The 13962-nt window shown below is 40.2% G+C and carries 14 protein-coding genes; 1 reads left to right on the top strand and 13 read right to left on the bottom strand.

Annotated features, from left to right (window positions below):
• Positions 1 to 18: 18 nt before the first annotated feature.
• From GARC_RS16665 to GARC_RS16610, 12 genes are all read right to left on the bottom strand, one after another.
• Positions 19 to 510, bottom strand: a complete 492-nt coding sequence (locus GARC_RS16665) for a YcgN family cysteine cluster protein (protein WP_007622311.1) — start codon at positions 508 to 510, stop codon at positions 19 to 21.
• 21 nt (positions 511 to 531) lie between these two features.
• Positions 532 to 927 carry a hypothetical protein gene (locus tag GARC_RS27380; RefSeq protein WP_007622309.1) on the bottom strand — a complete coding sequence of 132 codons (396 nt, stop codon included), beginning with the start codon at positions 925 to 927 and terminating at the stop codon, positions 532 to 534.
• Between the two features lie 2 nt (positions 928 to 929).
• Positions 930 to 1595 (bottom strand): fumarylacetoacetate hydrolase family protein, encoded by a 666-nt coding sequence (locus GARC_RS16655; RefSeq protein WP_007622307.1) that lies wholly within the window; start codon positions 1593 to 1595, stop codon positions 930 to 932.
• Between the two features lie 4 nt (positions 1596 to 1599).
• Positions 1600 to 2574, bottom strand: a complete 975-nt coding sequence (locus GARC_RS16650) for a lytic murein transglycosylase (RefSeq protein WP_007622304.1) — start codon at positions 2572 to 2574, stop codon at positions 1600 to 1602.
• Positions 2575 to 2579: 5 nt separating this feature from the next.
• Complete coding sequence (locus GARC_RS16645) at positions 2580 to 2855, bottom strand: YcgL domain-containing protein (RefSeq protein WP_007622302.1); 276 nt, start codon at positions 2853 to 2855, stop codon at positions 2580 to 2582.
• Positions 2855 to 4021, bottom strand: coding sequence for a ribonuclease D (rnd, locus tag GARC_RS16640; RefSeq protein WP_007622300.1), 1167 nt, complete (start codon positions 4019 to 4021; stop codon positions 2855 to 2857). The genes GARC_RS16645 and rnd overlap by 1 nt, the downstream gene beginning before the upstream one ends.
• A gap of 79 nt (positions 4022 to 4100) precedes the next feature.
• Positions 4101 to 5756, bottom strand: coding sequence for a long-chain-fatty-acid--CoA ligase FadD (fadD, locus tag GARC_RS16635; protein WP_007622298.1), 1656 nt, complete (start codon positions 5754 to 5756; stop codon positions 4101 to 4103).
• Positions 5757 to 5911: 155 nt separating this feature from the next.
• Entirely contained in the window at positions 5912 to 6751 is an 840-nt protein-coding gene (locus tag GARC_RS16630) for an alpha/beta fold hydrolase (RefSeq protein ID WP_007622296.1), read from the bottom strand.
• Positions 6752 to 7049: 298 nt separating this feature from the next.
• Complete coding sequence (locus tag GARC_RS16625) at positions 7050 to 7676, bottom strand: Slp family lipoprotein (RefSeq protein ID WP_007622294.1); 627 nt, start codon at positions 7674 to 7676, stop codon at positions 7050 to 7052.
• A gap of 113 nt (positions 7677 to 7789) precedes the next feature.
• Positions 7790 to 8092 carry a hypothetical protein gene (locus tag GARC_RS16620; RefSeq protein WP_007622292.1) on the bottom strand — a complete coding sequence of 101 codons (303 nt, stop codon included), beginning with the start codon at positions 8090 to 8092 and terminating at the stop codon, positions 7790 to 7792.
• 78 nt (positions 8093 to 8170) lie between these two features.
• Positions 8171 to 8857 carry a tRNA (adenosine(37)-N6)-threonylcarbamoyltransferase complex dimerization subunit type 1 TsaB gene (tsaB, locus tag GARC_RS16615; protein ID WP_007622290.1) on the bottom strand — a complete coding sequence of 229 codons (687 nt, stop codon included), beginning with the start codon at positions 8855 to 8857 and terminating at the stop codon, positions 8171 to 8173.
• A complete protein-coding gene (locus tag GARC_RS16610) occupies positions 8854 to 10797 on the bottom strand; it encodes an ATP-dependent DNA helicase (RefSeq protein WP_007622288.1) in 1944 nt (647 codons plus the stop codon). Before GARC_RS16610 ends, tsaB begins: the two co-directional genes overlap by 4 nt.
• Positions 10798 to 10956: 159 nt before the next feature.
• Between GARC_RS16610 and efpL the strand changes: the two genes are divergently transcribed.
• Entirely contained in the window at positions 10957 to 11529 is a 573-nt protein-coding gene (gene efpL, locus GARC_RS16605) for an elongation factor P-like protein EfpL (RefSeq protein ID WP_007622286.1), read from the top strand.
• A gap of 124 nt (positions 11530 to 11653) precedes the next feature.
• Here efpL and GARC_RS16600 read toward each other — a convergent pair whose 3' ends face one another.
• A complete protein-coding gene (locus tag GARC_RS16600) occupies positions 11654 to 13945 on the bottom strand; it encodes an FdhF/YdeP family oxidoreductase (protein WP_007622284.1) in 2292 nt (763 codons plus the stop codon).
• Between the last annotated feature and the right edge of the window lie 17 nt (positions 13946 to 13962).

Genomic DNA, 13962 nt, shown 5'->3' with positions numbered 1-13962 from the left:
AGCTCGCAGCTAAAAATTCTAATCCAAATCTTCCATCGGCCACAGCGCTATATAATCTTCAAATTGCTCTAAATCGACATCATGATCAGCAACTGTCTTGCCTCTTACGGACATGCCTGCTTTATGCATAATTGATTTTTTGCCATTATTTAGTAGCGGATGCCAACTTGGTAATCCCCTATCCTCGTAAAGTCTACGATAACTGCAACTGTGTGGCATAAAAAAGATGTCTTGCAGATTATCTTTGGTGAGTTTGACACATTCTGGAACCAAGCTGGTTCGCTCGGCATATTGGGTACATGCGCAAGTTTTGGTATTCAATAAACCACATGCAATATTGGTGTAATGAATTTTTTCACCTTGTTGAATATGATCTGTAGGTGCTGCTTTTGTGACTTCTTCATCATCAATAAACTTGTGTAAACAACATTTGGCACAACCATCACAAATAGCTTCCCACTCTTTATCATTCATTTTTTCAAGTGGGGTCGTTTCCCAAAATTTATCCATGGCAGTCCCTATATTTATTAGTCATTTATGCTCTGCTTGTACCTTATCAAACAACAACCAAAGCATAGCTTCACTGCGGTTTTCGAAATTTTTAATAGGCAACGACAAACTTTCTGCCAAGCCTTGGATCACATTATGAATATTGAATTCTGGATTAATGATCTTAGCGATTTTCAAATCGCCAAGCCAATCATTTTCTTGAAAGGTTATCATCAGATTTGCAATTTCTACATTAGTGAAGAGAATTTTAAATGCTGTGACATCCAGCACTATATTTTTGACTTGATTTTTGCCGGCTATCTTGACGATGGTTTTTAACATATGTTCAAGATCAACTACTTCACTTACTTCGCCATAAGCCTCACAAATCAATAATTTATTTGCTTGGTCTACTTCAAACTCAAAAGAAAATTTCATTTTTATACAACACAAGTATTAACTGAAAAGTGCTTATTTAATTCGATATTTAGCTGATCGTCCACCGATAGAGCTGCCACGCCTTTTGGTGTGCCTGTCATTACAATATCACCAGGTAAAAGAGTAAAGGCATTAGACATATTGGTTAGCAAGTTTAATATAGGGAATAACATTTCTTGGCTATTACCTTGCTGCCTTATTTCATTATTCACACGCAAGCTAAAGTCTATATCGGATAATGTATCAAACTGCTCTTTGGCGACAAATTGCGACATAGGGCAGCTACGATCAAAAGATTTGGCACGCTCCCATGGATGGCCTTGCTTTTTTAATGCTGTTTGCACATCCCTTAAAGTTAGATCTAAACCTAAACCTATTCCCCATATTGCTGCTTCTGCGTCTGGTATCGAGGCTTGGCAGAGTGTTGTTTTAATCAGAACTGCCAATTCCAATTCGTTGTGGCAAGGACCCAAATTTTTAGGTATTACGACAGGTTGAATTAGACTAGACAAAGCTGTAGAAGGTTTAATAAACAACAGAGGTTCACTAGGTACTTCGTTTTCTAACTCTTTTATATGTTGTAGATAATTTCGCCCTACGCAGACGACTTTCCCTACAGGCAGATCAATACTCTTACCATCACTATCAATATGTTTATATTCTAACAAGGTTTCATGACCCTTTTTTAATACGATCAGCCAAATAACTCACTGATATCCCAAAATAACTGGAACGATTCCATTTCATTAATGTATGAAAATTTTCGTATACCAAATAAATTCGCCCATTTTCACCATCTGGAGCGATAAGCGATGCTTTGATAGCTAAATCAGGCAGATCACCGCCATCATAACGTCTAACCTCCATTGCCTGCCAATCTGCTAACAAACGCTTTGAGTTAGACTTAAGCCCGGCCAAACTAAAATCAAAATTGTCAGGCACTTTAACTTGTCGTCCCCATGTTATTTGGTTGCTCCAACCTTCAGATTTTAGAAAATTGGCAATAGAGGCAAATACATCGGCTTGATTATTCCAGATATCTTTTCGACCATCGTTATCAAAATCGATAGCATAGTCTAAAAATGAAGTAGGCATAAATTGGCTTTGCCCCATGGCACCTGCCCAAGAACCAACTAAGTGTTGCAATTCAATATGTCTCTGTTGCAGGATTTTTAAGGCAGCAAATAACTGTTTTTTAAACAAGGTTTCTCGGCGCCCATCGTATGCCAAGGTCACAAGTGAGTTAATTACCGAGTGTTTGCCCATAATATTGCCAAAATTACTCTCATTACCCCATAGCGCGACGATAAAACGCTTCTGTACACCAAACTTCTGCTCTACTTGGTCTAATAACACTTTGTGCTGCGCCATTAAATCAACGGCCTTTTTAACTTTCCAATCGGGTACGCGGGTAGCCAAGTATTTGTCTAATGTTAATTTTGTTTCTGGCTGGTTTTTATCAGCAGTGACTGTTTTTTTACGATAACTGACCCCTGCAAACACTTGGTCAACAAATTCAGTGCTGTAACCTTGTTCAATTGCCTGTAATTTTAAATCAGCTAAATACTGCTCAAAACTAGGTTTGGCACTCAAAGCTTGGCTGACCGAGATCAACAAAAACAACAAAGTAAAATGGATAAATTTCATAGTGCTTAGTCTGAGCTCTGTTGTTGCAGGTGAGTTTTAAGTAAATTTTCGGTAGGTGGTGGCAGCTGCAAATAAAAACCATTTGTTTTGAGTTCAGTACGCAACTTATTAATATCCACTCTTGCCAATTCACGGTCTTTTTTAAGTGGCATAATCATTAAAAATATTGGCGCACCAAAGGTTTTTAATAAAGCGTCTGGGACTTTAGAAAAGTCATCCCTACCCGGCACATACAAATAGGTTTCTTGTTTTTTGCTGCTTTTGTAAACCGCACACAACATTATGAGTTTTCCTCAAGCAGATCATGGGACAAATTAAGTGCATCAATCTTAATGAGCTCATTAACAAAAAGTGCACGACGCCAACTACTCAGCAAATCCGGTAGCAATCCCATTTCCCGAGTTTCATCCTGCTTAAACCAGCACCATTTCAGTAATTGATTAATTTGTTTTTTAGATCCTACTAATTCGGGGGGGATTTCATGTTTTTCAGCAATACTTAAGCACAATTTTTTAACGTTTGCGGCGGTATTTTTGTAATCTTCGATATCATTTAAACGTTTCACCCTAGGTGGGTAGGCACCGTCAGATACATTCTGACAATCAGCAACTATAGCCAATAATGCATCACCGTGGATCCGAACTTCGTGAGGGTTCACTCCTTGAATTCCCCGTAATTCATTTTTATTCAATGGTTGCATCATAGCAATAGAGACCAAATTTTCTTCTCGCACCACAAAGTTTAAGGCCATATCACGCTGCCTTGCCGTAGACGTGCGCCAAGCCGCCAACTTTTTTAAGATCAACAAGGCTTTGCTTGATAGTTTCCAGTTATTTTTAATCGTTAAATACATTGAATCTAGAGGTATTGGTGTCTGTTTTTTGGTTGCCAGATGGGCTATTTCGGCATACACCCAGGGTAATTTATTTTGTTCTTCTACACGGGCTTTAAGCTCTGGATAAAGTTGAAACAAATACAACACATCTTTAGCTGCATAGTCACACTGTTCATCACGTAAAGGTCTAGCTAACCAATCAGTACGCGACTCGCCTTTATCAACAGTTATTTCTAGCATGATTTCTACTAACTTGGCATAACCTAAAGCAGTCCCCATACCCACTACGCTGGCAGCAAACTGACTATCAAAAATCGGACTAGGCATAATTTTAAAGGCATGCCAAAAAGTTTCTAAATCCTCAGAGCAAGAGTGTAATACCTTGACCACATTGGGGTTGGTTAACAATTCCTTCAAACTTGAGAAGTCATCAATCACCAAGGGGTCAACCAACACTAGTTGTTTTCCATCATAGATCTGTATTAGCCCCAACTGAGGATATAAAGTGCGTGTACGAACAAATTCGGTATCCACTGCTATGGCTTCTGCCTGGCTGGCTTGCTGACAAAAATCTGCGAGTGCTTGATTACTGGTAATAAAATTGTATTGCATGGATTTCCAAATTAGTGGTCACAAGACCCATAAAAAAACCGGCTAGCGCCGGCTTTTACATAAGTGTAAAACAGTTAGGCTATTTGTCTCTTAATTCTCTACGCAGTATCTTACCAACATTACTTTTAGGAAGCTCGTCTGTAAACTCAACTTTTTTAGGTACTTTATAACCAGTTAAGTGAATACGACAATGATCTATCAAATCTTGCTCCGATAACTCTGGATTTTTACGCACTGCCACTAACTTAACAATTTCACCGGAGACCTCGTGGGGCACACCTACAGCAGCGGCCTCTACGACATCTTCATGCATGGCGGCTACTTCCTCAATTTCATTTGGAAATACATTAAAGCCCGAAACTAAAATCATATCTTTTTTGCGGTCAACAATATAAAAGTAACCATCTTGATCGTATGTTGCTATATCACCTGTGGCTAACCAACCGTCAACAATCATTTCTTCGGTTGCTTCAGGACGATTAAGATACCCTTTCATCACCTGAGGGCCTTTAACCAACATTTCCCCCGCTTCACCCATGGCGACTTCATTACCTTCTTCGTCTACTAATTTTATATCAGTCGAAGGTACAGGCATGCCAATAGAGCCTTTATATGCTTTAAGCTCTGGCGGATTAACTGTCACAACAGGACAACATTCAGTTAATCCATAACCCTCTAGTAACACGTGCCCAGTTGTTTTTTTCCAACGCTCAGCGACGGGGCGCTGCACCGCTGCACCGCCCCCTAACGAAAATTTAATTTTACGGAAATCTACGTCAGAAAAACCTGGAGTGTTAAGTAACCCATTAAATAAGGTATTTACACCAGTAATGACAGTGACTGGATACTTAGCCAACTCAGCAACAAAACTTGGCATATCACGAGGGTTTGTGATCAATAAGTTTGGACAACCAAATTTGATAAACGTCAGGCAATTAGCTTGCAAAGCAAAAATATGGTAAAGCGGTAAAGCGGTGACCACTAACTCTTTACCCGGATCAACTACGGTTTCTAGAATAGTTGACGTTTGTTCCAAATTCGCCACAATATTTCGGTGGGTCAACATCGCCCCTTTAGAAACACCTGTGGTCCCGCCTGTATATTGTAAAAACGCTAAATCTTCTCCCGTCACTTCTGGACGCTGGTAAGACTGACTATGACCTTCTTTAAGAGCCGTTAAAAACATTCCCGCATTAGGTAAATCGAAAGCTGGGACCATTTTCTTAATGTGTTTCACTACAAAATTTGTCAGAATTTTTTTAACGGGCGATAACATGTCCCCAAGTGAAGTTAATAACACAGTCTCTACTGCGGTATCCTTAATCACATCAGCCAAAGTACAGGCAAAGTTTTCAACAATCACAATAGCTTTGGTATTTGAGTCAGATAATTGATGCTGTAACTCTCTGGCGGTATATAAAGGATTAACATTCACCACTGTCATACCAGCGCGAAGTATTCCAAACAATGCCACAGGGTATTGGATTAGGTTAGGCATCATAATGGCCACCGCATCACCTTTCTTTAACCCTGAGTTTTGTAAATAGGCTGCGAAATCACGAGAAAGCCCGTCTAACTCTGCAAAAGTAATACTTTTACCCATATTGATATAACTGACATTAGATGAATATTTTTCTACAGATTGTTCAAAAATGTCCACAATAGATGAATAACGATCAGGATCGATATCAGCAGGAACCTTAGAGTCATAATTTTTTAACCAAATTCTTTCCACTGTGCCTCCAGGCTTTAGACTTCAAGCTTTCACTCTATTAAAGGAGCAAAAGCTAACTTATTATACTAATAGAATGTTAAACAGGGGGCGGATTCTACCTAAACCTTTCGCAAAGATAAATCAACAAATGATTAACAACTAAGACCAGTTTGAACTTAGCTTAAAAAACCTACGATTTCTTTGGCAACTGGTTGAGGATTGTCCATATGTAAATGATGAAACCCCTCACATTCAACCATAATGAGATCTTCAACCCAGTCCAATCTATTCTTTAAAATGGTTCGCATTGAGTCGTATCCCTGCGTTCCCATTATGACTAACGTAGGACATTTAATATTACGTATAAACGCTTCAGCTTGTGGTTCCGTCATTCTAAGGGATGAAAAAGTGCGTAAACGTCTATCTGTGGTAAAAAATAATTGTTCATTTTCTTCACGGATATTACGAGTGATCAACAACCTAGCTGATTCTGATTTTATATCACCTACCATGGTTCTGGCTTCGACAGTTCGTTCAATACTTCTGGGGTGTTTGGCTTCACTTCGCTGAGCTTTTAATCTACTTAGAATAGAATCCCTAAGCTGAGACGGACTACTTTGTGTATCTTTGGTCATGGGACCGAAAGACTCAATTGAAATGAGTTTACTGACATGTTCAGGAAAACAACTCGCATAAATAGTGGCAATGATGCCCCCCATAGAATGCCCCATTAATATAAATGACTGCCAACCTTGTGACTCAACCAATTCATGTAAATCATAAGGAAAGTCAATTAGATGGTAATGAGCACCATTACTTCTATGGGAAGACAATCCATGACCAGTAATATCCAAAGCCACAATATAATAGTCACTAAGATATTCAGCAATAGGTTGAAAGCTTGCGGCGTTGTCTAACCAACCATGCAACGCCAAAATCATTGGCTTAGAAGGATCACCGTAACCGATGCCACGAAGGGTGATATTGGCAAGAGGGAATTCAAGGGATTGTTGCACTTATTTTCCTTTTTCAAACACAAAAAAGCGGCAATTTCTTGCCGCCATTTAGTAAAAACCCTGCCGCTTACGGCAGGAAGTTACCCATTAATTATAATCCATTTATTAGCGATAAAAAAGTTTGGGACTATTTCTCTCGTTTTTTGAACTTGACGCTCCCTTTCTATATCTTGTGCTTTTTGACCTGGCCTCATCACGTTCCTCGCTTTAGAAAGGCCATACCAAACATAAAAATCATCTGTTTGTACTATAGTCAATTGAGTCGTTTAGAGAACAACATAAGGGGCCCGTAGTTGCGCTACTTTTCTACTCTTTGAGTTTTTAAAGCTTTTGGATAAGTGGTTACACCACTTGGCCGGGTTGACTTTACCCCATGACTGCGGTTTTCACCTGAGCTGCGAATAAATGAATTTCTACGGTAGGAGTGCGGATAATGTCCATACCAGTTTTGGTCAGGCCATACATGTACACCTCTAACATTAATACGTTGTACGTTTTTCCACAAATAATAGCCCTTGACTGTTGCTGACGGATACACATATTCATGTTCACCAACCAATCCCTTTTCCAATCCATTTAGTTGTCCGGTGAAAGTCATCAAACGCCCAACTTGATAGACCATAGGATCCATAAAGCCGTTAACACTAATGCGAAAACGCCCCAAACTTTCCTCATTTGATCTTGGACGGCCATAACTTGTCAATGGATAAGAAACTATTTCAAAAACCGTAGAATCAGCTTTGTTTTCAACTTTTGCGATAATGCCACCCCAGCGCAACATCTTGCCTTTAACTTGCTCAGCCTTTGCAGCGGCATCCTCATAATTGACTAACTGCGAGGTATCTTCAAGCCTAAGCTTCTCTGGAAATGTAGAGCAACCAGCCAAAAAGATGGCAACCAACAACGCGCTTATATGAATTTTCATAATTATCCTCAGATAGATCAAACAGGGAATGTTTAACTGCAATTGTATTTATAGTAACTGAACAGCCACTGAATTTTAACGTTATTTTGATATCTATTTATATAACCAATAGATCAAACGAAGGTATCCACCCCCAACAACATTTGAATACCTTGGCGTTGCTGCTCTTTAGCCACACTTTGGTAAGCGGCGATAGCAGATTTTTCATTTAAACTTTTGCTTGAAAGACTGTCAGTTTGTTGATTAAAAGAAGCGGCTTTTTCAAAGGTTTCACTGTCACCACTACGAATAATTGAAACTTGTGCATTCTGCGGATTATCGTCTTGACTCTTTTCAGTCTTAATCCCACGAGGTTTGTCCCGAGAAGAACGGGCAATATCAGATGCTTTTAATAAAGTTAGTGACTCAATACTCAAGTATTTATCCTAATCAGCAGAAACCACGATTAACAAACCTTTAAACCTTTATTAAGATACAAGAATTGTTCCAGATTGTTACTCTCGTCCAGGAAGTTTTTTCCAGGTTACTTTGTCGCGTAAATATACGGGCTGAATTTCTTCCACGTCAACAGCCTGACCATTAGCAATTAAAGACTTGGCAAGAGGTAACATATACAATGCATTGGGATATAAAATGTCAGCTAACACCTCAATTTTGGCTGCAGCATTTAAATCTGGGTATGCTTGCCAACCAGTGCCAACTCCTGTCATTTTAGGACAATTAGTGAGTAACTCTGCCCCTTCCTCTGGAGGCACCACTTGTTCCACACCTATCAGTGTCATAACATTTTGTTCAAGTTTATACTGGCCAAAATACACTTCAGACATACGTGCATCAATTGCAGCAGTCACTTGCTCACTTCGATTTTGCTCATAAGCTTGCTGTGCCATAGCGGCTAAAGTTGAGATACCTACCACTTTATGGCCAGTACCCAAGGCTAACCCCTGCAATACGCCAGTGGCAATACGCACCCCAGTAAAACTGCCTGGACCACGACCAAAAGCGAGATAATCCAAATCTTGCAGTGTCACTTTGGCCTCTTTCAATACTTCATCAATCATTGGTAAGATACGTTGACTGTGTTGTTGTGGACAAACTTCAAAGCGGTGAAACACTTGTTCGTTGACTTCAAGGGCCACTGAACAAGCCTCAGTGGCAGTATCGATTACTAAAATATTCATGATTGAGTCTCTATTTCTTCTTTGTCGCTGTGAATGTCGTGTAAAAAATCCAATGCTTTTTGTAGGTCTCGGGTGCGATGCATATCAGGTAAACTACCCATAAAAATTTTGCCATAATCTTTAGTAACCAATCGGTTATCACAGATAACCAACACGCCTTTATCTGTTTCGTCACGGATCAAGCGCCCTGCCCCTTGTTTTAATGCAATAGCAGCTTGAGGAATTTGCAACTGAGCAAAAGGGTTACCACCACCTTTTCGGCAATCTTCAATTCTGGCTTGCAATAACGGATCGTCTGGTGAGGCAAAAGGTAACTTATCTATTAACACACAAGTCAAATCATCGCCTCGGACATCTACACCTTCCCAAAATGCACCTGTGCCCAACAGCACTGCATCTTTATTCTCTATATATCGTTCTAATAAGGCGCGCTTAGTGGTAGATCCCTGAACCAAAATAGGATTATCGATTTTATCTTCTAACAAACCGGCAATGGCATTCAGTGTGGCATGACTAGTAAATAACAAAAAGCAGCGGCCTCGACTGGCTTTAACCAATTTGATCGATATATCTAACAAGGTGGCGCGCATTTCACGGGCGTTTGGCTCTGGCAAAAAACGTGGCACACATAACATCGCTTGATTAGGGTAATCAAATGGACTGTCTAGGGACAAAGTGGTGGCATTGTCTAAACCCATTTGCTTTTGAAAATGATTAAAAGCACCGTCTACCATTAAGGTAGCAGAGGTAAATACCCAACTACGTTTAGGCTCAGCTATAAAATCTGCAAATTTTTGGGCAATACTTAGCGGAGTCAAATGCAGCACTATATGTCGCATAGTGGTTTCGTACCAAAGACTCACGCCTAATTGTGTAGTATCAGTTAAGCGCGCTAACTTGCCTCTTGCCTCTGACACTCGTTCAAGAATACTATCGAGATCTTTGTCACGACCAACATGTAATTTGAGTACCTCATACAACACGTTCAGACTGTCAGTTAACTTACTGATTTGAGTTTTTACGTCGTCTCGAGTCAACATTTGACGCCAATTCCCTTTGGAGGGGTTTTCGGGGAATAAAATCCGTAAATCCGCGGCAATCATTTTGCATTTCTCACCGGCAGTTTGTAATTGTTTAGCGTCTTTGAGCACAGTGCGATACACCACTTCAACGTCGCGGCTTATATCCTGCATTTGCCTACTTGAAAACGTCTCACCAAAATACTCACTGGCTATATCAGGTATTTGATGAGCTTCGTCAAATACCACTAAATCCGCGTCGGGTATCAGTTCACCAAAGCCGGTATCCTTAAGCGCCATATCCGCAAAAAACAAATGGTGGTTAACCACCACCACATCGGCATCCAATGCTTTACGGCGGGCTTTGACCATGTAGCAATCTTCGTAATCAGGGCAATCTTTACCCAAACAATTATCCGCAGTAGAAGTGACAAAAGGCAACACTTTAGCGTCTTCTGCCAACGACCTCATATCGCCCATATCACCTGTTTTAGTACTAGACGCCCACTCCCTTACTTGCGTGAGTTCAGTCAAGGTTTGTCTATCAATTAATGTGCTATTGCCACCGTGTTGCCTTAACCGATGCAGACACAAATAGTTAGCCCGACCTTTTAACAATGCAGTTTTGCTATTGGAGCCTAACGCTTTTTTAATCAGTGGTAAGTCACGATGAAAAAGTTGTTCCTGCAGGTTTTTAGTGCCCGTCGAGACAATAGTTTTTCTCTCTGATAATAATGCAGGAGCTAAGTATGCAAAGGTTTTACCTGTGCCTGTTCCCGCTTCGACAATAAGCGACGTCTTGTTTTTGATGGTATTTTCAACAGCTACCGCCATATCAGTTTGTGCTTGGCGCGGCACAAACCCGTCGATAGCCTCAGATAACTTGCCATCGGCAGCAAACAAATAGGATGTTTTAGACATAGCGCCTTAATGAATAATGAGGATGTAAAACCGTAGGGCGAGATTATGCCAAAAAGCTTCACAACTAACGAGTGAAAAGTTTGACGTAAGGCACAACTTCCTTTGCCTATTTTTGTTTTCATGGTATTTTTTGCGACAAAATTATAAAGGATCTCTACTATGCCAAAAGCCAGTGAAATTAAAAAAAATGCAGCCGTTGAACATAATGGCAAAACTTATATTGTTAAAGACATTAATAAAATGACACCCAGCGGTCGTGCTGGTGCTAGTTTATATAGAATGCGTTTGTATGAAGTGGGCACAGGCGCTAAAGCTGATGAAAGTTTTAAAGCCGATGAAGTGCTCAATTTAGTTGATTTCAACCGTAATAAAGTCACTTTTTCCTATGTTGATGGCGACGAATATGTCTTTATGGATGATGAAGACTATTCTTCTTACCCTTTAAACACAGAAACCATAAGTGATGAACTACCATTTATCACCGAAGATACTAAAGGCCTGCAAATTTTATTAGTCGAAGGAAAACCAGTAGGCGTGGAACTGCCCGCTTCTGTAGAGTTGTTGATAACAGAAACCGACCCTTCTATTAAAGGTGCGTCGGCCAGTGCTCGCACTAAACCCGCTACATTATCTACGGGGCTAGTAGTGCAAGTACCTGAGTACATTGCCACAGGCGAAAAGATCAAAGTTAATACAGCAGAAAGCAAATTTATGGGTCGCGCAGATTCTTAAAGCTGAAAAACTAAAAGCGATTAACCACAGAGAGCACAGAGGAAAAGAAATCATGACCTTAATTATCTGTTTCTCTGTGTAGCGAAGCGCTCTGTGATCTCTGTGGTTCAAAATTGTTTAGCTTTTAAATTTTACTATCTGAAACATGCAAACTGATCACCACAGATTTATACGCGGGTGTATTACTTTTATCGGCGACACTGCTAAGGGGGATCAAATCATTGGTTTCTGGGTAATAAGCGGCAGCGCATCCTCGCGGAATATCAAATTGAACTAGAGTAAAATCTTCTACGGTTCTGGTTTTTATCTTTTCATTCGGCCAATGACTGTGAATATCCACTTGTTGACCTGTTTGTAAGCCTAAATCCTCTAGATCATCAATATTCACAAAAACAATTCGGCGGCTGCCATGAATACCACGATATCTGTCATTGTTGGAATACACTGTGGTATTAAACTGATCATGACTGCGAATAGTCATCATTATTAAACAGCCTTCTGGTACATGAATAGACTCGATATCATGGACAACAAAATTGGCTTTGCCAGTGGCAGTGACAAACTTACGTTGGTCTCTTACATCATTAGGCAATTCAAATTCGCCAAGTTCCTCAATACGTTGATTAAAATTCTCAAAACCAGGGATAACTTGGGCGATACCATCTCGAATTAAACGATAATCATTTTTCATTTGTTGCCAATTGATATGGCTTTCGGGTAGAGCCATAGTGGCTAAATCGGCTACAATGGCTACCTCACTCTTTAAGAGGTCAGAGGCTGGGGGTATTTTACCGTGAGAAGTTTGTACCACTCCCATAGAATTTTCGACGGTAACAATTTGAATTCCCGATAATTGCCGATCAATTTCAGTACGCCCTAAGGCTGGGAGGATCAATGCGCTTTTGCCCGTGTACAGATGTGATTGATTTAACTTAGTTGAAACTTGAACCGTTAATTCACACTTGGCTAAGGCTTGTTTTGTTGCCCCATGATCAGGCATAGCACGATAAAAGTTACCGCCTAAAGCAAACAACAATTTTACTTTCCCTTGTGCCATCGCCTCGACACTTTCTACTGCGTCATAACCATGTTCTCTAGGCACAGCAAAATTATAAGTCTGCTGCAAAGCATCTAAGAAAGAGTCAGAGGGTTTCTCCCAAATTCCCATAGTGCGATCACCTTGCACATTACTGTGACCACGCACCGGACAAACACCCGCTCTAGGTTTGCCCAAGTTACCTTGTAACATTAAAAAGTTGGTCATCAGCTGGATATTAGCCACAGCATTTTTGTGTTGGGTCATTCCCATAGCCCAGCAACAGATAGTTTTTTTCGAGGCACAAGCAATATCAGCAGCTTGATTAATTTGAATTTGAGTTAATCCACTATGCTGCTCAATATCAACCCAAGAAGTGGCTAAGATGTTCTGTTTAAAGGCCTCAAAACCGTAGCAATATTTTGCAATAAACTCTTTATCCAAAACGGCTTGCCCTGCGTCATCTCTTTCAATTAAGGCTTTGCATAAACCTTTTAATAAAGGCACATCACCGTTAATTTTCACCGGTAAATACAAGTCCCGCAATGCTGTACCAGCGCCAATGACACCTTCAATTTCTTGTGGATTTTTGAAACGTTTTAAACCTGTTTCATCCAACGGATTAATTGCAACAATCTTAGCACCTTGACGTTTGGCTGCTTGCAACGAACTTAGCATTCGTGGGTGGTTTGAACCTGGATTTTGCCCAAAGATAAAAATGGCTTCGCTATTTTCTAAATCATCTAGAGAAACGCTACCTTTGCCTATACCTATGGTTTCGGTTAACCCCACGCCACTAGATTCATGACACATATTTGAACAATCGGGTAGATTATTAGTACCAAATTGACGAACCAATAATTGGTATAAAAAAGCGGCCTCGTTGCTGGTGCGGCCGGAAGTATAAAATGCCGCTTGGTTTGGCGAATCCAGTTTATTTAGCCCTTTGGCGATCATGCTCAAAGCGTCCGACCAGCTAATGGGTTGGTAATGATCACTTCCTTCAGCCAAAAACAAAGGCTCGACTAAACGTCCTTGATCATTTAACCAACGGTCAGACTTTTGTTTTAAATCATCGATACTATATTTAGCAAAAAATTTAAAGGTTGCCCGCTTTAATGTGGCTTCATCGGCGACAGCTTTTGCGCCGTTTTCACAAAATTCAAAGGTTGAACGTTTTAATAATGGATCAGGCCATGCGCAACCGGGGCAATCAAAACCTTCAATTTGGTTAAGTTGCGTAAGTAATTTAGTCCCTTTAAATGGCCCTACTTTAGTGCTTATATTTTTATATGCCGAGATGACAGCAGGCACACCTGCAGCCCAGTCTTTTTGATCTGTCACCTGCAAGTTTGTTACGTTAATTGTATTTTTCTTCATATCAGCCTCCCCTATGT

The organism is Paraglaciecola arctica BSs20135 (assembly GCF_000314995.1).
GTDB lineage: Bacteria > Pseudomonadota > Gammaproteobacteria > Enterobacterales > Alteromonadaceae > Paraglaciecola > Paraglaciecola arctica.
The sequence above is the reverse complement of the archived record's forward strand: the minus strand, read 5'-3'. Positions and strand labels throughout refer to the sequence as shown.

Excerpts from the sequence above, each read along its gene's own strand:
- GARC_RS16665 (WP_007622311.1), bottom strand. The coding sequence starts at position 510 with ATGGATAAATTTTGGGAAACGACCCCACTTGAAAAAATGAATGATAAA.
- GARC_RS27380 (WP_007622309.1), bottom strand. The coding sequence starts at position 927 with ATGAAATTTTCTTTTGAGTTTGAAGTAGACCAAGCAAATAAATTATTG.
- GARC_RS16650 (WP_007622304.1), bottom strand. The coding sequence starts at position 2,574 with ATGAAATTTATCCATTTTACTTTGTTGTTTTTGTTGATCTCGGTCAGC.
- GARC_RS16645 (WP_007622302.1), bottom strand. The coding sequence starts at position 2,855 with ATGTTGTGTGCGGTTTACAAAAGCAGCAAAAAACAAGAAACCTATTTG.
- rnd (WP_007622300.1), bottom strand. The coding sequence starts at position 4,021 with ATGCAATACAATTTTATTACCAGTAATCAAGCACTCGCAGATTTTTGT.
- GARC_RS16625 (WP_007622294.1), bottom strand. The coding sequence starts at position 7,676 with ATGAAAATTCATATAAGCGCGTTGTTGGTTGCCATCTTTTTGGCTGGT.
- tsaB (WP_007622290.1), bottom strand. The coding sequence starts at position 8,857 with ATGAATATTTTAGTAATCGATACTGCCACTGAGGCTTGTTCAGTGGCC.
- GARC_RS16610 (WP_007622288.1), bottom strand. The coding sequence starts at position 10,797 with ATGTCTAAAACATCCTATTTGTTTGCTGCCGATGGCAAGTTATCTGAG.
- efpL (WP_007622286.1), top strand. The coding sequence starts at position 10,957 with ATGCCAAAAGCCAGTGAAATTAAAAAAAATGCAGCCGTTGAACATAAT.
- GARC_RS16600 (WP_007622284.1), bottom strand. The coding sequence starts at position 13,945 with ATGAAGAAAAATACAATTAACGTAACAAACTTGCAGGTGACAGATCAA.